The organism is Halomonas sp. XH26 (assembly GCF_024138895.1).
GTDB lineage: Bacteria > Pseudomonadota > Gammaproteobacteria > Pseudomonadales > Halomonadaceae > Vreelandella > Vreelandella alkaliphila.
Genome location: NZ_CP071889.1, coordinates 3,572,321 through 3,593,177, shown reverse-complemented (window position 1 = coordinate 3,593,177; position 20,857 = coordinate 3,572,321). Strand labels below are relative to the sequence as shown.

Genomic DNA, 20,857 nt, shown 5'->3' with positions numbered 1-20,857 from the left:
ATTAATATGAATAAGAGGACGTCCCCATGCATAAACGTATAACAACGCCATTACTGCTAGTGACCGCTTGCAGCCTCGCCGCTGCGGCGACCGCCCATGCGGCTGAATGGACCATGGCAACGCCTTATGGTGATGCAAGCTTCCATACCCAAAACAATAAACAGTTTGCAGAGGATGTGGCTGAGGCCACAAACGGTGACTTAACCATTACGGTGCACAGCGGTGGTTCTCTGGTCTCTCATGGTGAAATTAAGCCGTCGGTGCGCCGGGGTACGATTGATGCTGGCGAAGTGTTCCTTTCTGTTCTTTCCAATGATGACCCTATTTTCGAAGTTGATACGCTGCCGGGGGTAGCCGGTAGCTATGAAGATGCCTATGCCTTGTGGGAAGCCACTAAGCCGATGATTACTGAGCTATTTGCCTATGAAGGAATGGTGCCTTTGTATGCTGTAGCTTGGCCAGCCCAGGGCATTTACACCTCTGCGCCGTTAACGGATCCCGATCAGTTCGACGGCTTGCGGGTGCGTGCGCCAAATATTAATACTCAGCGTTTCGTTGATAATTTAGGTGGCAGTCCGACAGAAACCGAAGAGTCTGATATTCCTACTGCCTTTAGCACCGGTCGTGTGGATGCCATGATTACTTCCAGTTCTACCGGTAACTCCATGGCAGCCTGGGACTATGTGACCGACTACACCGATGCCAACTTGTGGCTCCCTAAGAACATTGTGTTTATGAGTCAGCGAAGCTTTGATCGTTTAGATGAAGCTACCCAAGACGCGCTGATGGAAGCGGCTGCTCGGGCTGAAGAGCGTGGCTGGCAAATGAGCCGTGAGAACAATGAAACTAGCCTGGAAGCACTGAGGGAAAATGGCATTTCAGTTTCTCAGCCTAATGAGGCGGTCTCTGCTGCTCTGCAAGCGGCGGGCGATGAACTATTTGCTGACTGGGAATCCCGTGCTGACGACGATGCAAAACAAGCCTTAGAGAACTATCGCGAACAACGCGGTAACTGAGTCTTAACAACTAATGCTGGTTTTAAGTAATGCTGGCTTTAAGGGCGGCTGTTTGTGCCGCCCTTACCACCCACGCGCTCAATGAGACTGCGAACATGATGTTTAAATTCGACAAACTCTACCGCCTCGGTGCTTGGGGTGCTGCCGCGTGTATGGTGGCTATTTGTGCACTTATCGCACTGCAGGTCACGTTTCGGTTAGTAGATGCGCTGCTTGTTTTGGTTGGCCTTAGCCGACTCGGCGTGAGCATCACCGGCGTTTCTGAGATGGCGTCTTATCTGTTAGTCGGGGCAACGTTTCTTGGGCTTGCCTACACCTTTGTCCACCATGCGCATATTCGGGTGACGCTGCTTATCTCGCGTCTACCTTCTGCCATACGCGTCTGGTTTGAGGTGTTTGGATTGCTCATTGCGGTAGTGATCAGCCTTTTGCTGACCTATGGCTTGATTGGGTTGGCAAGAGAAAGCCTTCAATATAACGATGTATCGTCAGGCTTTTTATCGATTCCCTTGTGGATACCGCAATCGGTATTAGTTGTTGGGGTAGGGCTCTTGGCATTGGCACTTCTGGAAGCCTTGTGGATAGCGCTGCGTATCGCTATCCACGACCCTGCGAGCTTCCGTGAAGCAACCGCCATCGACGACAACGAAGCGCATTAAGACGCTACCCAGGAGACACCCTCGTGCTATTACTTAGTTTGGCTACCATCTTTACCCTCGTGGTGCTGTTAGGCAGTGGCGTCTGGATTGCCTTTGCTCTGATTGGCACTGCTTGGGTTGCTCTTCAGTTTTTTAGTCCCTTCGACCCCGGCCCTATTCTTGCCTCGGATTTTTGGGGAGCAAGCTATGGCTGGGATTTAACGGCACTGCCGATGTTTATCTGGATGGGTGAGATACTGTTTCGCTCAGGTCTTGCCGACAATATGTTTCGTGGCTTGTCGCCCTGGTTAAATCGCTTGCCGGGACGTTTGCTTCACACCAATATCATTGGCAGCGGCATGTTTGCCGCCGTATGCGGCTCTTCCGCGGCGACCTGTGCAACGGTGGGGAAAATGACCCTGCCGGAACTCGAGCGACGCGGCTACGACAGCAACATGGCGATTGGTACATTGGCCAGCGCTTCAACGCTGGGCTTGCTGATTCCGCCTTCCATCGTGCTGATTGTTTATGGCGTCGTGACTGAGCAGTCCATTACTCGGCTATTTATGGCAGGTATTGGGCCGGGGCTGATGATCTTAGCCATGTTTATGACTTATCTGGTGCTGTGGGCACTGTTGAAAGGTAACCGAAACGAGTTAACCGGTGCTGATGAGTCGGGCATGAGCTTTGTTGAGAAGCTGCGCAATACCTGGTCGCTGGTGCCAATCCTGCTACTTATCGGTGGCATTATCGTATCGATTTATGGCGGCCTAGCATCACCAACAGAAGCTGCCGCGGTAGGCGTTGTACTGTCGATGGTTATTGCGCATTTTAATGGCCACTTTAATCGAGAAATTTTTACCAGCTCGTTATTTGCCGCCGTACGTACCGCATGCATGATCGCTTTTATTATTGCTGGCGCGTCATTTTTGACCTCTGCGATGGGCTTTACTCAAGTGCCTATGCAGTTAGCTCGCACGATTGGTGAAATGGGTCTATCTCCTACGATGCTGCTAGTGGCCTTAACGGTGCTGCTGTTGATCATGGGCTGTTTTTTGGATGGTATTTCACTGATTCTGCTAGTCACGGCCATTATTATGCCAGTGGTTAGCGCCGCTGGATTTGATCTGATCTGGTTTGGTATCTATCTAGTGATTGTGGTCGAGATGTCACAAATTACGCCGCCCGTGGGGTTTAACCTATTTGTCATTCAAGGACTCACTGGTAAAGATATTGTCACCATCACGAAAGCCACACTGCCATTCTTTCTGCTGATGCTGCTGGCGATTGCTTTTATGCATCTCTTCCCTGAAATCGCCTTGTATCTGCCCCAGGCACTGAATAGATAGTAGACGACTAACGGTCAATCTTGGCCATGAACGGAGATGCCCCGGCGGCCAGAGCGTTTGATGAAATACATGCTCTGGTCGGCGGCATCTATCAGCTCCCGTTCATTGCTGAAGTTGCCATTGCTTAAACACGCAATGCCCATAGAGGCAGTGACATACAGTGCTTCTTGGTCAATTTTCAACATAGGTTGCTCATTTAAATACAGAGCAATGCGTTCGGCTAACTGTCTCGCGGTTTGAGCGGTCTCATCGGGCAAGATAATTAAAAACTCTTCACCGCCATAGCGCCCAGCCAAATCGCCTGAGCGAGTTAATGACGCTAGTATCTTACCAAAACGTTCCAGAATTAAGTCGCCTGTCTGGTGGCCATATTGATCGTTAAGCACTTTGAAATGATCTAAATCGATAAACACCACTGACATTGTGCGGCCTTGCTCATTGCAAAGCGCAAAACGTTCTTGGAGTTGCTGCTCTAACCACGCACGGTTAGCCAATTGAGTTAGTGGGTCAATACGGCTGCGTTCTTCTAATGCAGAATTATGCAACTGTAGTGTATCCAGCTGCTGTTGCTGAGCATCTAATCGTGCGGTGAGCGTCAAAGAGTGTTGATAGAGCAACTGCTGTGCGTCCGCCAGCAGTGTTTGACTATTCACCGGAGCGGGTACGGTGAGATCCAGAATATCTGTTAATAAATCAATTTGTTCTGACAAGTGATGGAAAAGCGCTTCAATGACATTCGTAGGCAGTGTTTCTGTGACCGCTAGCTGCCTAAGCAACATTGCTAAGGTGGTGCTTGGTTCAGGGCTGAGCCATGCATCGGCGATTGAACCGGATAAACGTAGACAGAGTGTTGCCATGTCATCGGTTAAAAAGCCGTCATGACTTTGGTCAATAGCATGCACGATTGAGGACGGTAGCCCCCACTTGGCGGCTAACCAAGCGCCAATCAGTGTGTGGTCACTGCCAAAGTGGCGGCGTTCAGCGTTGACTAACTGTGCGTGAGACACTTTGCTTTCAGCGTATAGTGCCTCGGCCTCGTCTGGGTAGGTGGTGAGGATCGCCAAAATGCCTATATCCTGCAGTAGGGCAAGCGTGAATGCGCTGCCAACCTGTTCGGGGCAGAGTTGGTGAGCCAGCTTACTTGCTACCACGGCAGCAACAATGGCGCGTCGCCAAGTTTGTAGAGCTGCGTTCTCTGTGGGTGGCCAGGGAAACAGAGTGAAGCTCAATACGGTGGCGAGCGTTGCGTCTAATCCCAGTCGCTGGGTTGCTTCCAAACTGGTTTGTGCAGGATGAGCTGAACGAAGGTAGTGCACGCTATTCGCGGCCGCAATAAGGCGGGCCGTTAACCCAGGGTCGCGTTCAATAACACGAGCATAGTCACTCAGAGGAGCCCGAGGGGAGCGCGCTATTTCAAGCACTTGCATGGCAATAGCAGGTAGCGAAGGTAGACTAGCCGAGCGTAATAACGCATTACCAAGAAAACTGGGAAGCCCATTAGTAAGCGAGGTATAAAGTGTTTCATCTTCTGTTGAACGGCTCGTCATATTACCCCTAAACGTGTTGTCCAGCGTAGCGAGCAGCCACTAAGTTATGTGCTAAGTTATCAATCATAGCGCCTGCGTCTGTTTAGCAGGGTTATAGATAGGCGTGGTACATCAGTAAAATAACTGTTTATGCTGTAGCCCGCTGCATTTTATTGCAACAGCTTATTACAACAGTGCTCTGTGGGCAGCTGCTCTACGATGACAAAAGTGAGTGCTCCAATGCACACCATAAACGAAGCGTCGGAGATTTTCCGTCAGTTGGCGGAAGGTTTAGGACGTAGTGGAAGATCTGACTTTTATACGACGCTTGTCGAGCAACTTGCCCAACTGCTTGGGATTGATCATGCGTTGATCGCTGCGGTCACCGAGCCTCATATGGCCACAACGTTGGCCGTTTGGTCAAATAATCATCATCAGGAAAATGTCGCTTATCCTCTCATTGGAACGCCTTGTGAAACGGTTTTAGGTAGAGAACCTTGCTTGTATGCCTGCGATGTTCAGGCGCGCTTTCCTAAAGACGAGCTACTCAGCCAACTGGGTGCAGAGAGTTACATGGGACTGCCTCTGTTTTCATCCGATGGCTCGGCCATTGGTATCTTAGCGGTGTTAAGCAATAAACCGATGCAGCTTGATGGACTTGAAAACGAAATTTTGCGCATTGTGGCTGCTCAAGCGGGGGCAGAGCTTGGTCGCTGCCAAGCCGAGCAAGCGCTTCGTCAAAGTGAAGAATTGGCCCGAGAGAGTGAGCGGCGTTTAAACACATTGCTTAATCACCTTCCTGGTATGGCCTACCGTTGCCTAAATGATCAACACTGGACGATGCAGTTGGTCAGCCAAGGGGCTGAGGCGCTCACGGGCTACCATCCGGACGAATTACAAGATAATCGACTCATCAGTTTTGCCTCCCTCATACACGAAGCCGATCAAGATCGCGTTCATCTAGCAGCACAACAGGCAATCCAGCAGTGTCAGCCATATCGAGTGGTGTACCGATTACGCCATCGGGATGGCAGTTACCGTTGGATGTGGGAGCAAGGGCAAGCTGTTATCGATGATGATGGCCATGTTGCCTATCTTGAGGGCTTTATCTCAGATGTGACCGACCAGCACGAATCACAACGCGTGCAGGATGCGGTGGTACAAGTAGCCTCTACAGTTACCTCACGCGTAGGAGACGATTACTTCCACCAGTTGATCATCACGTTAGCCACGTTATTAGAAGCAGATGCTGGGTTTATCGCGTTATTGGATCAACCTGTTCCACAGCTTTTGGGAGCATCTAATGAGATAAACGCGGTGCTACCCGCAACAGCAGCCCAGACCGTTAGTTTAGTCACGAATGGCCAGTTAATAGATAACCAAACGTTTATGCTGCAGGGAACGCCTGCTGAACGAGTCGTGTTTGAAGGCGAGAGCGTTGTTCAAAGTGGCCATGCGTTTACGCTGCCGGGAACCTCGTTAAGTACCCAGGCGTGGATAGGCCGCCGCTTGGATAATGCTAAGGGCGATGCCATCGGCGTGATGATGGTGTTTTATCAAACACCACTGACGACCAATGCGTTTGCAACTTCCGTGCTGAGAATTCTCTCTACTGGTGCTGCCGGTGAGCTTGAACGTCGCCGTGATCATCGTCACATACATCGTCTTGCCTACACAGATAACACAACAGGATTACCTAATCGTGCGCGCTTTATGGAGCTATTGGCCAGTATGGGAAAAGAGGCAGCTAGTCAGGATGACTCTCTTTCACTGCTGCTGCTGGATATCCGACGCTTTAAAGAGGTAAATGATTTACATGGCCACGAGGTAGGAGATCAGTTACTCGCAACCGTAGCCGAGCGCTTGAGGCAAGCTAGCCTATCTAAAAGCGCTGTCGCACGACTTTCCGGTGATGAATTTACGATACTGCTACCCAACATTGAGGATGTTCGTCTTCAAGAAGTAGTGTTTCAGCTATGCGAGGTAATCAGGCGCCCCATCCAGCTGGGGCATCGTGTTTTTAATCTCGACGTCAGTATTGGGGTAGCCAGCTATCCAAGCGATGTATCGGAGGCCGGTGAGCTGTTTAACGCAGCCAGTATTGCACTCCATCACGCAAAACGCCGTGATAATAGCGTATGCCCCTATACACAGGCGATGCGTCAGACGCTGGAACGCCGGCAATGGATGACCGAGCGCCTGCATCAAGCCATTATTGAAGGGCGTCTACAACTTTACTTCCAACCCCAGTTTAGTCTTGCTAGCAAAACATTGACGGGGGCTGAAGCGTTGTGTCGCTGGTTTGACCCTGAGTGGGGCTGGGTAAGCCCCAGCGAGTTCATTCCTCTGGCGGAAGAGCGTGGCTTGATCCGCATGCTGGGAGACTGGGTGCTAGAAGAAGCGGCACGTCAGTTAAGTGTTTGGCAGGCTAGCAATATGCCACTGCCAGGTAGGCTCTCAATCAATATTTCAGCGCAACAATTTGCCGATCCTCAGCTAACCGCACATGTGGCTAAGCTAACCGCCTGTGTACCTCCGGGCAGCATTGCGCTTGAACTGACTGAAAGTGATTTTATGCGTGATCCCGATCAGGCGGTCACAATTACTCAGGCTATGCGTCAGGCTGGCTACGCGCTGTTTATTGATGACTTCGGTACGGGTTACTCATCGCTCTCGTATTTACGGCGCTTCGCTGCGGATGCGTTGAAGATAGACATTTCGTTTGTGCGTGACATGCTCGATAACCACCATGATCGGGCGATTGTGCAAACCATTATTGCCATGGCTGACACGCTTGATATGAAAACCCTTGCAGAAGGAGTTGAAAGCCCTGCCCAGGCCGATTTGCTCGCACAAATGGGCTGTAGCGAAGCTCAGGGGTACTGGTTTGGTCGTCCGCTACCCGCCGATGAGTTTGCCTCAATGTGGTTAACCCCTTAAGCCATTTTATTGACAGGTAGGGCGAGCAATTTCCATTCTCATCAATGGCGTCATCGTCCTGTCATCATCGTTGGCATACCCTACGCGCCGCCGAACTCGCGAAAAAAGGAGTGCCACATGCGCCTCGCTCTGTTTGATCTTGATGACACCCTCCTGGATGGAGACTGCAGCGACCGCTGGAATTTATGGATGATTGAGCAGGGGTGGATCAGTGATGCCGAGATCTTTATAGCCCGTGCCGAACAGATGCAGCAGGCTTATCATGCCGGTAAGCTAAAGCTAGAGGAGTACTTGGCAATGACCTTGGCGCCATTGCGGGGCCGCCGAGTAATAGATGTACAAAAAGAAGTTGAGCGCTTTGTCGCTACCCATTTGCAGCCCCGTATTTTTGATCAAGCCTGGCGCTGCCTGGACGCGCACCGCCAGTCAGGCGATATCCTCGTCCTCATTTCTGCGTCATCGCATCACCTGGTCGCGCCGATTGCGACGATGTTAGGGATTGAGCATGTGCTGGCGGTAGAGCTAAGTGTCGAACATGCGGCAAGCGGGGCAAGCTACACCGGCCATAGCAAAGGCGTGCTCTCTTACCGTGGGGGGAAAGTAGTGCGTTTTCAGCAGTGGTTAACCGAGCAAAAAATTGCTCCCAGCCACACAACGTTCTACTCAGATTCCCGCAACGATATCCCGCTGTTGCAGTATGTCGACTGCCCCGTGGCGGTTAACCCTGATCCCGTGCTGGCGGAGGTAGCTAGTGTAGAAGGGTGGCAGCGCTTAGACTGGCGGATGGCAGCGTCGACAGACGCTTCATCGGCCAACGATCTATCAGGAAAATCGGCGCATGCCTGATGCCTACTATTTACAGTTAACGGAACAGCTTCGTTATTTAATTACCCAGCATGCCACGCAGTGGGAAGGCAAATTGCCCGCTGAGCGAGTGTTGGCAGAGCGCTTCTCTACGACCCGCGTTACGTTGCGCCAAGCCTTAGCGCAACTGGAGGGGGAAGGGCTCATTCACCGCAGCAATCGGCGTGGTTGGTTCATTTCGCCCGCCCGGCTGGTGTATGACCCCACCCGGGACGCAGGCTTTAACGACTATGTGGGGGCTCAGGGGCGGCAACCACGCACGGCGGTTTTAAAGCTGGAAACCCGCTCACATCTGGTGGCTGCCCGTGCCTTGGGGCTGCCCGATGACCAGCCGTTTCACCATATTCGCCGTCGCCGTTACGTGGATGATCGCGCTGTGCTGGTGGAGTCGCTTTGGGTGGTGCCAGAGCGTGCGCCAGAGTTGCTAGACATCTACAGCGGACAGTCACTCTGGGGGTTGTTGAGAGGGCGGTGGGGGCATCACTTGGCCAATCGCTCGATACGCATGGTGTCCGAAGCGCTGTCGCCATTAGATGCAGAAGAGTTACTCGTTGCCCCGGGCGCGGCAGGGCTAAACATTTGCCGTGCCATTTTTGATGATCAACAGCGCCCTATTGAGTATGACGAAGAGCACTGGTTACACGATTCGTTATGCATCAGTGTTGAGCTGTCTGGCCAGCAGTAACAAGGTTACGAAGACAAGGGCGCTCAAGAGACCCCTCACAAGAACCCTCACAAGAACTTATGCTTGAGCGTACATAACAACTTAAAAAATCGGTCAAACAAGCGTCATCGCACTGTCATTTAACAACGGCAAACTCCTGGTCTATACCAAAACGCTAGGAGCCTACCATGTCGAAACTTCGCCGTTTGTTCCAACCTACTCAGATTGCAACTGCTCTGCTTGCAACGACTGCCGTTGCCTTCACTTCGGTGGCTAGCGCCACTGAGCTAACGGTGTACACCGCCGTTGAGTCAGATGACCTGCAAAAATACGCCGAACGCTTCAATGCCGCCCATCCCAATATCACCATTAACTGGGTGCGAGATTCTACGGGCGTGATTACTGCGCGCTTGCTGGCGGAAAAAGATAATCCCCAGGCAGACGTCATCTGGGGCTTAGCCGCTACTAGTCTGCTGGTACTTGAAGAAGAGGACATGCTGGAACGCTATGCGCCCGCAGGCGTTGAAAACCTTGATCCTAAATTTATTGATGCTGCTTACCGTAATGGTGAAGACCCTGCGTGGGTAGGCATGGATGCCTGGGTCGCGGCCATTTGCTACAACACTATTGAAGGCGAGCGCCAGGGCGTGCCCATGCCGACCTCCTGGGAAGACCTGACCCAGCCTGAGTTTGAGGGGCATGTGATTATGCCTAACCCCAACTCCTCCGGTACCGGCTATCTGGATGTAGCCAGCTGGATGCAGCTGTGGGGCGAAGAGCAAGGTTGGGACTATATGGACCGTCTGCATAACAACATTTCCCGTTACACCCACTCAGGCTCTGCTCCTTGCAGCCTAGCGGCCACCGGTGAAGCAGTGGTTGGCGTGTCGTTTGCCTTCCGTGGTGCACGGTTAAAATCTCAAGGCGCACCGATTGAAGTGATCTTCCCGGAAGAGGGGCTTGGTTGGGATATGGAAGCTGCCGCCATCGTTGCGGGTACCGCCAAACAGGAAGCTGCACAAACGCTGATGGATTGGGCCGTTTCCCGCGAGGCTAACGAACTCTATAACGAAGGCTACGCCGTGGTGGCCTATCCCGGTGTGGCACAGCCGATTGAAAACTATCCTGCGGACATTACCGATCGCATGATTGATGCCGACTTCCAGTGGGCCGCAGTTAATCGCGAGCGCGTGCTGGCAGAGTGGCAGCGCCGCTACGACGGTAAAACCGAACAGTAAGTACGAACAGCTGCCCCGGCCAAGGCCGGGGCTTGGAGATGTTATGCAGACCACACTGACATCGCCGCTGACGGCTCACTCGGCGGCGAAACCCCTCTCACCCTCTGCGCACCTAAGCATAGATGGTGTCACCAAGCGTTTCGGTAGCTTTACCGCGCTGGACAACATTGCGCTACAGATTCAGGAAGGCGAGTTTGTATGCTTTTTAGGGCCTTCTGGCTGTGGCAAAACAACCCTGTTGCGCACTATTGCAGGCCTAGCTCAGCAAACAGCAGGTAGCTTAATTCAGCGCGGCAAGGATATTTCCATGCTGCCCCCGCAGGCGCGGGATTTTGGCATCGTGTTCCAATCTTATGCGCTGTTTCCCAATCTGACAGTGTTCGATAACGTTGCCTACGGGTTACGCAACCGTCGCAGTGATCGAGCGATGATTGATGCCCGCGTGGCGGAGTTACTTGCGCTGGTTGACCTTAGCGGTAGCGAGCATAAATATCCTGCCGCACTTTCTGGTGGGCAGCAGCAGCGGGTTGCGTTGGCACGAGCGCTGGCTACTGAGCCTGGCCTGTTGCTGCTGGATGAACCGCTCTCTGCGCTGGATGCGAGGGTGCGCGGTCATCTGCGACATCAGATCAAAGCTCTACAGGCGCGTCTTGGTGTGACCACCATTATGGTGACCCACGATCAAGAAGAAGCACTCACCATGGCTGACCGTATCGTAGTGATGAACCACGGGGTGATCGAACAAGTGGGTACGCCTGCCGAGATCTACCACCAGCCCGCCAGCGCTTTTGTAGCTTCATTTATTGGCACCATGAACTTTCTAGAGGTGACCGCACAGGCGAATAACCACGCGTTGCTAGGCACTATTTCCTGCCCTTGCTTGCCGCACGTCTACCCGCAAGGCCAAGCAGCTCAACTGGCCATTCGCCCCGAGTCAGTCGCGCTTAGTGCCAGCACCACTGGGCTGAGCGGTGATGTCATGGGCATTGAGTTTTTAGGTGCGTTTCAGCGGGTATCGCTGCGTCTTAACAATACCGAACAATGGTTGCTGGCTGATGTTCCCAGCCGCGATAGCGCCACACTAGGATTAAGGCTAGGGCAAACCTTGGGTATCCATCTGCCTGCTGATGCTGCCCGCTTATATCCGGCAGGGAGCAACCAGTCATGAGGGCGAGTATATTTTCAGCGCCTGCAGCAACGCCTTCGCTGGAAGCATTGATACGCCTGATCGTGCTGCTAGCGGCTGTGGCGCTGTTAGTATTCGGCCTGCTGTTTCCGCTATTTGCAATGTTGGTGAAAAGCCTGCAAGACCGTAGCGGCGACTTTATTGGGCTAGCTAACTTTGTGCAGTATTTTCAAACGCCAGCACTGGTCAATTCGATCGCCAATTCATTGCGCGTTGCGTTCACTACGACGGTGGTCGTCGCAGGGCTCGCCTTTTTATGCGCCTACGGTATTACCCGTACCTGCATGCCAGGCAAGCGGCTGTTTCGAATGTTGGCGATTTTGCCCATTCTAGCCCCTTCGTTGCTACCCGCCATAAGCTTGGTTTATCTGTTTGGTAACCAAGGTGTTTTGCGCGATGTGCTGGCAGGTCATTCGATTTATGGGTCGATTGGCATTGTGATGGGCATGAGTTTCTGGATTTTTCCCCATGCGCTAATGCTGCTAACCACTGCGCTGACAAATAGCGATGCACGCCTCTATGAAGCAGCAGAAGCACTGGGCACGCCGAAGTGGCGTACATTTTTGACGATTACGCTGCCCGGGGTGCGTTACGGGCTGATTTCATGCCTGTTCGTGGTCTTTACGCTGGCCATTACCGACTTTGGTGTGCCGAAAATTATTGGCGGCCAATTCAGCGTGCTCGCCACCGATGTGTATCGCCAAGTGGTGGGGCAGCAGAACTTCCAAATGGGCGCGGTGGTTAGCGTTATTCTACTGATGCCCGCAGTGCTATCGTTCATCGTCGACCGCTGGATACAGAAACGCCAAGTGGCTCAGCTTTCGGCTCGGGCAGTACCGTGGCAGCCAACGCCTAGCCCGCTGCGAGACTGGACGTTTGCGCTGCTGTGTTATTCGGTCGCGGGCATTATTCTGCTGGTCATTGGTACCGCGGTGTATGCGTCGCTCATACAGTTTTGGCCCTATAACCTGTCGTTTACGCTGCAGCATTACACCTTTCAAGGCTTAGCCGGCGGTGGCTGGGGGGCGTGGTTTAACTCCCTCAAACTGGCCTTTAGCGTCGCGTTAGTGGGTACACTGGTGATTTTCTTTAATGCGTGGCTGATTGAAAAGAGCGAAGGCTATCGACCGCTGCGCCAAGGCCTGCATTTTATGGCCATGCTCCCCATGGCGGTGCCGGGCATGGTTCTGGGCCTGGCTTATATCTTCTTTTTCAACCAGGCAGGTAACCCCCTTAACTGGCTTTACGGCACCATGGCGATTCTGGTGCTCAACACGCTAGTGCACTTCTATACGGTGTGTCACCTTACCTCTGTCACCGCGCTGAAACAGCTCGATCCGGAGTTTGAAGCCGTGGGGGCCTCGTTAAAAGTACCGTTCTGGACCACGTTTAGCCGCGTGACATTGCCGGTATCGCTACCTGCCGTGCTGGATATTTCTGTCTACCTGTTCGTCAATGCGATGACGACAGTGTCTGCGGTAGTGTTCCTCTATAACAGCGATACGCGGCTTGCTTCAGTGGCGGTGCTGCATCTGGACGAGGCGGGCTATTTTGCTAGCGCCGCGGCCATGGCTGTGCTGATTTTCCTTACCTCGCTGGTGGTTAAACTGCTCCACACTGCGCTTACCCACGTTCTCTTAAACAACGCTCAGCGTTGGCGTCAGGCGGGCTAAACAGCCCACTACGCCAGCGGCTAATATGTGCTTATAATCTGGTATAGACCAAAATGATGAGTCATTCACAAGCGCCTTACCTCTTAACCCCAGGGCCACTAACCACCTCTCAGGCGACCAAAGCAGCCATGTTGCGTGACTGGGGCTCCTGGGATGATGACTTTAACCGTGTGACTGCCGATGTGCGTGCGCAACTGCTTGCCATGGCCGAGGCGACAAGCGACGCCTATGCCTGTGTGCCGATGCAAGGCAGCGGCACTTTCGCCGTTGAAAGTGCGCTGGCCTGCGCAACCGACCCCAACGGCAAGGTGTTGGTGTTAATGAACGGCGCTTACGGCAAGCGGGCTGCTCAACTGCTCGATATGATGGGCCGCCGTTATGTGACGCTGGACAAAGGTGACTACCTACCGCCGCAACCCGAAGAAGTGGCGGCACTGCTACAGCAAGATGCTGACATTAGCGCTGTATTTCTAGTTCACTGCGAAACCAGCTCCGGCATTTTGAACCCGCTGGAAGCCATCGCTGAGGTGGTGCGCGCTCACGGGAAAACGCTGATCGTTGACGCCATGAGCTCGTTTGGAGGCGTACCGATCAGTCTGACAACAACGCCTATTGATGTGCTGATTTCATCAGCCAATAAGTGCATCGAAGGCGTGCCGGGCTTTGGTTTTGTGATCATTCGCCAGACGCTACTTGCTGCTGGTCAGGGGCGAGCCCACTCGCTGAGTCTGGATTTACACGCCCAGTGGGATTACATGGAACGCACTGGCCAGTGGCGCTTTACTCCGCCCACGCATACGGTGGTGGCCTTTCAAGCGGCGCTTGCCCAGCACCGGGAAGAGGGCGGCGTGATGGGGCGCTGCACACGTTATACCCATAACCGTAATGTGCTGGTAAAAGGCATGCGAGCGTTAGGCTTCAGCACGCTTTTAGAAGATGAGTGGCTATCGCCGATTATCACCACTTTTTTGAGCCCTACCGACCCTGCGTTTGAATTTAAGACGTTCTATGCAGCGTTGAAGGCGCGTGGCTTTTTGATCTACCCGGGCAAGTTAACTGACGTCGAAAGTTTTCGCATCGGCTGCATTGGCCAATTGGATGCGGCGGTGATTGAACAGTTACTCAGCGTTATTCAAGACGCCCTAACGAATATGGGTGTTTCTCTCTTCACTGAATCAAGGAGTGCCTGATGCACTATCAATCTCCTCAATGTCTGCAGGCGGTGATTTGTGACTGGGCGGGTACGCTGGTCGATTTTGGCTCCTTCGCCCCGACCCAGATATTTGTCGAAGCCTTTGCCGAACTGGGTGTGGCGATCAGCCTAGAAGAAGCACGCGGCCCGATGGGCATGGGCAAATGGGATCATATCCACACGCTGTGCAATCAGCCTGAGATAGCCGAGCGCTTTCTCCAGGCAGTCGGCCACCTGCCGACTGATACCGATGTGACGGCGCTTTATGAACGCTTTATGCCGCTGCAGATCGCCAAAATTGCCGATCACTCGGCGGTGATTCCTGGGGCGCTTGATACGCTAACTTGGTTGCGAGGGCAGGGGCTGAAAATAGGTTCGTGCTCTGGCTATCCGGCCGTGGTGATGGAAAAGGTGGTGGCGCTAGCCGCCGATAATGGCCTGAAGGTGGATCATGTGGTGGCCACCGATGAGGTGCCCAACGGTCGCCCACACCCCGCCCAGGCGCTGGCCAATGTCATTGCGTTAGGCATCAGTGATGTTGCTGCCTGTATCAAGGTGGACGATACCGCCCCCGGCATCCTTGAAGGGCGCCATGCAGGAATGTGGACGGTCGCACTCACTTGTTCAGGCAACGCCTTGGGGCTGAGTTATGGCCAGTATCAAGCGCTAAGCGATAGCGAACGCCGTGCAGCCCATGAGCGCGTGGCCGCTCAATTTGCTCCATCAAAACCGCACTACAGCATTGCCACTATCGCCGAGCTGCCAAGCGTTGTAGATGCCATTAATGCCCGATTACAGCGAGGAGAGCGGCCTTGAGTCCAGCCGCACTGGCGTTAGTGCTGTTTTCGGTGTGTATGCATGCTGGGTGGAACGTGTTGGGTAAGCGCAATGCACCATCGCTGGCTTTTTTTGCCTTGGCTTACGGGGCAGGCGGTGCATTGTTGCTGCCGCTAGTGTGGCTTGGGCCATCGTTGGCGGCGCTACCCAACGCATTTTGGGGATGGCTGGCGCTTTCAGGGCTGTGCCAAATGCTCTATATGGGTGGCTTAGCCTGGGCTTATGCGCGTGGGGAAGTTAGCGTTCTTTATCCTATCGCTCGGGCGCTGCCGGTGGTGCTTGTGCCTCTCGTATCCATTGCGCTGCTTGGCAACCGCACGTTGGATGTGGCGGATGGCATTGGCATGGCCTTGGTGGTGGCGGGGGCGCTCTGCCTGCCGCTAAGCCATCCAGAGGCGCGCAGACTATCTACCTACTTAACACCAGCCATGGGGTTTGCACTGTTGGCAGCCGCAGGCACGGTGGGCTATTCGCTGATAGATAAGCAGGCACTGGCGTTGATGCAGCTAGCAGGCCATAGCAGTTTAACCGCCGGCGCGGTGTTTATGGTGTTACAAGCAGTGATGACCTTAACCTGGGCGATTCCGCTGCTGATGCTGCTACCCGCAGAGCGTCGCCGGTTGCCTGCCATCCGCCAGCAAGGGCTAGTGATGCTGGTCGTCACAGGGCTGATGATGACCTGCACTTATGGCCTGGTACTCATGGCCCTGGCACTAACCGACGAAGTGAGTTACGTCGTGGCGCTGCGCCAGCTCTCCATTCCGGTGGGGGTATTAATGGGCGTGCTGTGGCTAAAAGAGCCTGCATCGATGGCAAAAGCCGCTGGTACATTGATCATGTTGAGTGGGCTTCTGCTGGTGGCACTTTAAGCACGCGCTAGCCGACCGCTTGCCAGACTAGGTTGATTCCCACCAAAAACATGGCCAGGATCACTAGACGGTAAAATAGCGCTTCGTTGACGCGGCTTTGCAGCCACAGCCCGTTGCGCACGCCGATCCAGGCTACCGGCACCAACAGTAGCGACGCCCAGGCGCTTGTTACGTTGACTTCGCCAAGCCACATATACGGGCCGAGCTTGATGACATTCACCACCGCATAAATGACCGTGCAGGTGGCTATAAAGGTCTCTTTAGAGAGTTTGCGTGGCATCAAATAAATGTTCAGCGGCGGTGCGCCTGCATGGGCAATAAAGCTGGTAAACCCACAAACGCTGGCGGCAGGCAGCGCCCAGCGGGTGGAAATCGGCTTCTTCGCGACAGGCTTCAGCAACATATACACCGCAAACACAACGGAGATTACGCCCAGCACCAATCGCACGCCTTCATCACTTAAACTTCCAAACAGCAGTGTGCCAACTACCACGCCAATGACTAACCCCGGCAAAAACCGCCATACCTCGGCGTTTGCCTGCTTGCCCCACCATGCTTTTAGCGCAAATACATCCATGACTAGCAAGAGGGGTAGTAACAAGCCTGCTGCTTGGGTAGGGCTAATCGCCAGTGCCATGAGTGGCACCGAGAGCGTGCCGAAACCGCCCGCGAAACCACCTTTTGAAACGCCAGTCAGGTAAACAGAAAATACAATCAACACCCAAGCGATGGTGGAGTAATCGGGAAGCATGGCAAGTCCTTGGCAACCAGTCGTTGAAAAGCCTAACGCGAAAAGCCCCGCATTAGCGGGGCTATACAGCATAGCATTGGATAAATGTTAGCAGGCAAATTGTGCCGCCCGTTAGGCTTTCATTAACCACTCATGGTCGGGGTCGTTGTGAAATTTCCACGCCCGCTTGGGCCCCGCCATGACATTTAAATAGTAGAGCGAGTAGCCATGGGAAGCGCCCACAGGATGGTAGCCCTTGGGTACCAACACGCAGCAACCGTTCTCTACCGCCATGGTTTCGTCAAGGCTGAGGTCATCGGTGTAAACGCGCTGAAAGGCGAACCCTTGTTCAGGATTAATGCGGTGGTAGTAGGTCTCTTCCAGGTATGATTCGTGGGGTAAGTTATCCACATCGTGTTTATGTGGCGGGTAGCTCGACCAGTTACCCGCGGGTGTGAATACTTCAACCACCAGTAGGCTATCGGCGGGCTCGGTCTCCGGTAGAATATCGTGAACATGGCGGGTATTAGTGCCCTGGCCACGGGTGCTTTGCTTGATGTTGTCGGGAGCAATCAGTCTTGGGGCGTGATTGCCATGCCCAGGGGCAGCGCACACCGCAAGCTCTAAGTCCGTGGTCGCTTCCACCGCGTAGCTAACATGGTCAGGCAGATAAACCGCGTAGGGAGGGATCTGCTCAAAGATATCCATGCGCTTGCCGATGTCTTCAAAGCGGTGCTCGCCGCAGGTCACTGTGGCCCGCCCGGTGAGCAGCACCAGGCAGACTTCCTGGTCATCGCTGCTGGCCTCCAGGCGCTGGCCCTTGGCGAGTTTATGCACCCGAAAGCCAACGTGCGTCCAGCCAGCCGATTCAGGGGTAACGTCAATCACGGTGCCTTGGGCATCTGGGGCGGTGGGGCGTACCAGTAGTGAAGCCATATATCGCTCCTTCTGATGGCTAGCTGCTCGGTTGGCAGCTAGCCGTTGTCGATATGAAAGGTCTACACAGACCCGTCTGCGTCTGTTTAGACCGAGGCGTCGAGCAGGATTTTGCGACCTTCACGCAATGAAAGCTCCGCTGCATCGGCTAAGCGCAACGCCTCTAGGCCATCTTGGGCACCGGCGAGTGGCGCACGCTTCTCTTGCCAGGCGGCAACAAAGTCGCCAATTTCAAGTTGGTAGGCTTGGGCGTAGCGCTCCAGGAAGAACCACTTGGGTTTGTCTTCCACTTGGCCGGCTTCACCCGTAAAACGCAGTCGGGTGTCGCTCTCGTTCTGGGCCTGCAGCATGCCTTGGCTGCCAAAGGCTTCGATACGCTGATCGTAGCCGTAGCAGGCGCGCCGTGAGTTGCTGATTTGGCACAGCTTTCCACTGGCGGTCGTAAGGGTGACCATGGCGGTATCCACATCACCTGCCTCACCAATCGCTGGGTCAATGATGCTACTACCGACGGCAAAGACACTTTCAATAGGCTCATCAAGCAACCAGCGAGCCATATCAAGATCATGAATCATCATGTCGCGGAACAGACCGCCGGACTCAGCCACATACTCGGCAGGCGGGGGAGAGGGGTCGCGGCTAATAATCGTCAGCGTTTCAAGTGCGCCAATACGCCCTTCGGTAATTGCTTTTTTCAATGCAGCAAACTGTGGGTCGTGGCGGCGGTTAAAGCCTAATGCGCAGGTCACTGGGTGTTCGCTGAGTACTTGCAGAGCATCGCGCGTGCGCGCTAAATCCAGGGCGATAGGTTTTTCGCACAGAACCGCCTTGCCTGCACGGGCGGCACGCTCCAGATACTCCGCATGAGTAGGCGTGCTTGAGGCGATCAGTACGGCATCAATTTCATCATCTGCGAAGATTTCATCCACAGAGGCCGCTCGGCTAGCGTACTGCTCGGCCAGGGCTTCTGCGGCAGGCTGATGAAAATCAGCCACGGCAACCAGCGTAACGTTTGGGTGTGAATAAATGGCCTGGGCATGCACCTTGCCGATGCGTCCAGCGCCGATAAGCGCGAGTTTCATAAGCACTCCTATTTTGTTGTTGCTGTTGGCTTGGTGTTTATGTCTTACGTTTTTTAGTTGAGGCTTTTTCCAGGGCTTTGTCCCGGGATTTGTCTTGTCGCACGCCCAGGGCAATTGCCAAGGCTTGGGTTAAGCAGAGCGATGCAGTCAAGCCGCGAAAGCTTTTTACTTCTGCTTCGTTAACCACGAAGGCAACATCCGCGAAACGCGCCAGTGGGCTAAGGCTTGAATCGGTAATCACCACAATGGGTAGACCGCGCTGATGGGCGTCTTCGCAGGCTTTTTGGCTCTCTTCGGCATAGGGGGAGAAGCTGATGGTCAGTAGGGCGTCGTGTTGGCTCATCGCGCGCAGTTGCTCGCCGTACATCCCCCCCAAACCACTGACCAGCAACGCAGGTTTATCCACATGCGCCAGGGCATAGGTCATGTAGCTGGCGACCATGAAGCTGCGCCGTGCGCCCATCACATGAATCGCCTGGGCCTTTTCAAAAATATCCAGCGCCTTCTCTAGGCTCTCTGGATCAATACGGCTGGGTAGCTGCTCAAGCACGGCGCGGTTGGCGTCAGCGAACTCCCATAATAGTTGGGTGCTATCGGGTGTTTCTCCGGTGGCGCTGCGTACCGCACGAATTCGTTCGGTGTAGTTAGGCAACTCATCGACCAGACGGCTGCGAAACAGCTGCTGCATTTCGGAAAAGCCCTTAAAGCCCAAGCTATTGGCCAAGCGAATTAAGGTGGATGGCGTGACATCCGCCTGTTCGGCAATTTTGGCCACGGTCGCTAAAGCAACTTCCTGAGGGTGATCAAGCATAAAGCGCGCGGTTTGCTGTAAGCGTTTGCTCAGTGTGGCGTACTCGGCGGTGATCAGCGTTTCCAGCTCACGATAGCTCTGTGGTGGTTGTGGCATACAAATTCCTTCGCGTTGGCCCATCTAGCACCCTTTTGCTTATGTACTAGTGGATATGCAGTACTGAGCAAAGTGACTCGTTGTTATGCAGTCTAGTTGATTGGAATAAATATTCCATTTATACCAAAGTATAGAATAAATAATTTGCAATAACTGATGTTTGGAATCTATATTTCATAACGCCAAGGCATTTAATGCCACTTCCCTACCAACAACGATAACGTTATGAGGAATTGTTTATGGCACGTCTATCTCAATGGCTTCTAGCCTCTGCCGCCACCACTGCATTAATTGCAGGTGTCGCCCAAGCACAGGAACCGGAACAAGAAGAGAGCCGTTTCGTCATGGTGACCCATGGCGTTCCCTCTGACCCTTTCTGGTCGGTAGTGAAAAACGGCGCAGAAGCCGCTGCTGAAACCGTCGGGGCTAGCTTGGAGTATCGCGCGCCCTCCACCTTTGATATGGCCAAGATGCAGCAACTTGTAGAAGCAGCAGTGGCATCTGGTCCGGATGGTTTAATCCTCTCTTTTACCGACGAAAATGCCCTGGGTGGCGCTGTCCAAAATGCTGTCGATAACGGCATACCCGTCATCACCATTAACTCCGGTGGTGACGTGGCAAGGGATTATGGTGCCCGGCTGCACATTGGGCAAAGTGAGTATGAGGCAGGTAAGCAGGCTGCTGAGCGCATGCAGGAAATGGGCGTCGAGAAAGGCGTCTGCGTTAACCATGAACAAGGCAACCAAGGACTTGACCAGCGCTGTGATGGTTTTGTCGATGGCTTCGATGGCAATGCTGAGCAGCTAGCGACCACTTACGACCCCACCAATATTCGCAATGCCATTGTCGCTTACCTTAACGAGAACAGTGATGTGCGTGGTGTGCTGACCTTGGGTGCATTGGCCGCTGACCCGATGATTCGGGCCATGCGTGAGCAGGGGGCAACCGATATGTTCACCCTCGGTACTTTTGATCTTTCACCCGGCATTTTGGAAGCCTTGGATGCGGGTGAGCTGGACTTCGCGATCGACCAACAGCAGTACATGCAGGGCTACTTACCTGTCATGTTCCTAGATCAGTTCGTCAAAAATGGTCTGCTGCCCGCAGGGGATATTGCCACCGGCCCTGGATTTGTTACTCAAGAAAACGCGGCTCAGGTCATTGAGCTGAGTAGTCAGGGCATCCGCTGATAACTACCTAATCGGAAAAG

General features: G+C 53.7%; 18 protein-coding genes. 13 read left to right on the top strand and 5 right to left on the bottom strand.

Annotation, left to right across the window (positions count from 1 at the left end; translation table 11 throughout):
* Window positions 1-26: 26 nt before the first annotated feature.
* The 3 genes from J4377_RS16475 to J4377_RS16465 all read left to right on the top strand — a co-directional run bounded on the left by J4377_RS16475 (window position 27) and on the right by J4377_RS16465 (window position 3,003).
* Complete coding sequence (locus tag J4377_RS16475) at window positions 27-1,016, top strand: TRAP transporter substrate-binding protein (protein WP_038478849.1); 990 nt, start codon at window positions 27-29, stop codon at window positions 1,014-1,016.
* Window positions 1,017-1,111: 95 nt separating this feature from the next.
* Window positions 1,112-1,675, top strand: coding sequence for a TRAP transporter small permease (locus J4377_RS16470; RefSeq protein ID WP_038478846.1), 564 nt, complete (start codon window positions 1,112-1,114; stop codon window positions 1,673-1,675).
* A 23-nt stretch (window positions 1,676-1,698) separates the two neighbouring features.
* Window positions 1,699-3,003 (top strand): TRAP transporter large permease, encoded by a 1,305-nt coding sequence (locus J4377_RS16465; RefSeq protein ID WP_253486182.1) that lies wholly within the window; start codon window positions 1,699-1,701, stop codon window positions 3,001-3,003.
* Between the two features lie 14 nt (window positions 3,004-3,017).
* Here J4377_RS16465 and J4377_RS16460 read toward each other — a convergent pair whose 3' ends face one another.
* Window positions 3,018-4,550, bottom strand: coding sequence for a GGDEF domain-containing protein (locus J4377_RS16460; protein ID WP_095603643.1), 1,533 nt, complete (start codon window positions 4,548-4,550; stop codon window positions 3,018-3,020).
* 219 nt (window positions 4,551-4,769) lie between these two features.
* On the opposite strand from J4377_RS16460, the gene J4377_RS16455 reads away from it, so the two are divergent.
* The 9 genes from J4377_RS16455 to J4377_RS16415 all read left to right on the top strand — a co-directional run bounded on the left by J4377_RS16455 (window position 4,770) and on the right by J4377_RS16415 (window position 15,992).
* Window positions 4,770-7,469 (top strand): EAL domain-containing protein, encoded by a 2,700-nt coding sequence (locus J4377_RS16455; protein WP_253486181.1) that lies wholly within the window; start codon window positions 4,770-4,772, stop codon window positions 7,467-7,469.
* A gap of 117 nt (window positions 7,470-7,586) precedes the next feature.
* A complete protein-coding gene (locus J4377_RS16450) occupies window positions 7,587-8,315 on the top strand; it encodes an HAD family phosphatase (protein WP_038478834.1) in 729 nt (242 codons plus the stop codon).
* A complete protein-coding gene (locus J4377_RS16445; protein WP_038478831.1) occupies window positions 8,308-9,018 on the top strand; it encodes a UTRA domain-containing protein in 711 nt (236 codons plus the stop codon). Before J4377_RS16450 ends, J4377_RS16445 begins: the two co-directional genes overlap by 8 nt.
* A gap of 167 nt (window positions 9,019-9,185) precedes the next feature.
* Window positions 9,186-10,235, top strand: coding sequence for a putative 2-aminoethylphosphonate ABC transporter substrate-binding protein (locus J4377_RS16440; protein ID WP_095603645.1), 1,050 nt, complete (start codon window positions 9,186-9,188; stop codon window positions 10,233-10,235).
* Between the two features lie 43 nt (window positions 10,236-10,278).
* Complete coding sequence (locus tag J4377_RS16435) at window positions 10,279-11,403, top strand: putative 2-aminoethylphosphonate ABC transporter ATP-binding protein (protein WP_038478825.1); 1,125 nt, start codon at window positions 10,279-10,281, stop codon at window positions 11,401-11,403.
* Window positions 11,400-13,094 (top strand): putative 2-aminoethylphosphonate ABC transporter permease subunit, encoded by a 1,695-nt coding sequence (locus tag J4377_RS16430; RefSeq protein WP_038478822.1) that lies wholly within the window; start codon window positions 11,400-11,402, stop codon window positions 13,092-13,094. Before J4377_RS16435 ends, J4377_RS16430 begins: the two co-directional genes overlap by 4 nt.
* Before the next feature lie 53 nt (window positions 13,095-13,147).
* Complete coding sequence (locus J4377_RS16425) at window positions 13,148-14,284, top strand: 2-aminoethylphosphonate--pyruvate transaminase (RefSeq protein ID WP_038478820.1); 1,137 nt, start codon at window positions 13,148-13,150, stop codon at window positions 14,282-14,284.
* Entirely contained in the window at window positions 14,284-15,102 is an 819-nt protein-coding gene (gene phnX / locus J4377_RS16420; RefSeq protein WP_038478816.1) for a phosphonoacetaldehyde hydrolase, read from the top strand. Before J4377_RS16425 ends, phnX begins: the two co-directional genes overlap by 1 nt.
* On the top strand, window positions 15,099-15,992 hold the full coding sequence (locus tag J4377_RS16415; protein WP_038478813.1) for an EamA family transporter: 894 nt from the start codon (window positions 15,099-15,101) through the stop codon (window positions 15,990-15,992). Before phnX ends, J4377_RS16415 begins: the two co-directional genes overlap by 4 nt.
* A 7-nt stretch (window positions 15,993-15,999) precedes the next feature.
* Here the strand turns inward: J4377_RS16415 and J4377_RS16410 are convergent, their stop codons facing one another.
* From J4377_RS16410 to J4377_RS16395, 4 genes are all read right to left on the bottom strand, one after another.
* A complete protein-coding gene (locus J4377_RS16410; RefSeq protein ID WP_120386236.1) occupies window positions 16,000-16,743 on the bottom strand; it encodes a sulfite exporter TauE/SafE family protein in 744 nt (247 codons plus the stop codon).
* A gap of 111 nt (window positions 16,744-16,854) precedes the next feature.
* The gene (gene iolB, locus J4377_RS16405) at window positions 16,855-17,658 is read right to left on the bottom strand and encodes a 5-deoxy-glucuronate isomerase (protein WP_253486180.1); all 804 of its coding nucleotides are present in this window, start codon (window positions 17,656-17,658) and stop codon (window positions 16,855-16,857) included.
* 86 nt (window positions 17,659-17,744) lie between these two features.
* Window positions 17,745-18,740, bottom strand: coding sequence for an inositol 2-dehydrogenase (gene iolG, locus J4377_RS16400; RefSeq protein ID WP_038478804.1), 996 nt, complete (start codon window positions 18,738-18,740; stop codon window positions 17,745-17,747).
* Window positions 18,741-18,777: 37 nt separating this feature from the next.
* Entirely contained in the window at window positions 18,778-19,647 is an 870-nt protein-coding gene (locus tag J4377_RS16395; protein WP_038478801.1) for a MurR/RpiR family transcriptional regulator, read from the bottom strand.
* Between the two features lie 239 nt (window positions 19,648-19,886).
* On the opposite strand from J4377_RS16395, the gene J4377_RS16390 reads away from it, so the two are divergent.
* Window positions 19,887-20,837, top strand: coding sequence for a sugar ABC transporter substrate-binding protein (locus J4377_RS16390; RefSeq protein WP_253486179.1), 951 nt, complete (start codon window positions 19,887-19,889; stop codon window positions 20,835-20,837).
* The last annotated feature ends 20 nt before the right edge of the window (window positions 20,838-20,857 follow it).

What these genes read in the sequence shown, in the direction of transcription:
- J4377_RS16475 (WP_038478849.1), top strand. Translation starts at nt 27, where the DNA reads ATGCATAAACGTATAACAACGCCATTACTGCTAGTGACCGCTTGCAGC.
- J4377_RS16470 (WP_038478846.1), top strand. Translation starts at nt 1,112, where the DNA reads ATGATGTTTAAATTCGACAAACTCTACCGCCTCGGTGCTTGGGGTGCT.
- J4377_RS16460 (WP_095603643.1), bottom strand. Translation starts at nt 4,550, where the DNA reads ATGACGAGCCGTTCAACAGAAGATGAAACACTTTATACCTCGCTTACT.
- J4377_RS16455 (WP_253486181.1), top strand. Translation starts at nt 4,770, where the DNA reads ATGCACACCATAAACGAAGCGTCGGAGATTTTCCGTCAGTTGGCGGAA.
- J4377_RS16450 (WP_038478834.1), top strand. Translation starts at nt 7,587, where the DNA reads ATGCGCCTCGCTCTGTTTGATCTTGATGACACCCTCCTGGATGGAGAC.
- J4377_RS16445 (WP_038478831.1), top strand. Translation starts at nt 8,308, where the DNA reads ATGCCTGATGCCTACTATTTACAGTTAACGGAACAGCTTCGTTATTTA.
- J4377_RS16440 (WP_095603645.1), top strand. Translation starts at nt 9,186, where the DNA reads ATGTCGAAACTTCGCCGTTTGTTCCAACCTACTCAGATTGCAACTGCT.
- J4377_RS16435 (WP_038478825.1), top strand. Translation starts at nt 10,279, where the DNA reads ATGCAGACCACACTGACATCGCCGCTGACGGCTCACTCGGCGGCGAAA.
- J4377_RS16430 (WP_038478822.1), top strand. Translation starts at nt 11,400, where the DNA reads ATGAGGGCGAGTATATTTTCAGCGCCTGCAGCAACGCCTTCGCTGGAA.
- J4377_RS16425 (WP_038478820.1), top strand. Translation starts at nt 13,148, where the DNA reads ATGATGAGTCATTCACAAGCGCCTTACCTCTTAACCCCAGGGCCACTA.
- phnX (WP_038478816.1), top strand. Translation starts at nt 14,284, where the DNA reads ATGCACTATCAATCTCCTCAATGTCTGCAGGCGGTGATTTGTGACTGG.
- J4377_RS16410 (WP_120386236.1), bottom strand. Translation starts at nt 16,743, where the DNA reads ATGCTTCCCGATTACTCCACCATCGCTTGGGTGTTGATTGTATTTTCT.
- iolB (WP_253486180.1), bottom strand. Translation starts at nt 17,658, where the DNA reads ATGGCTTCACTACTGGTACGCCCCACCGCCCCAGATGCCCAAGGCACC.
- iolG (WP_038478804.1), bottom strand. Translation starts at nt 18,740, where the DNA reads ATGAAACTCGCGCTTATCGGCGCTGGACGCATCGGCAAGGTGCATGCC.
- J4377_RS16395 (WP_038478801.1), bottom strand. Translation starts at nt 19,647, where the DNA reads ATGCCACAACCACCACAGAGCTATCGTGAGCTGGAAACGCTGATCACC.
- J4377_RS16390 (WP_253486179.1), top strand. Translation starts at nt 19,887, where the DNA reads ATGGCACGTCTATCTCAATGGCTTCTAGCCTCTGCCGCCACCACTGCA.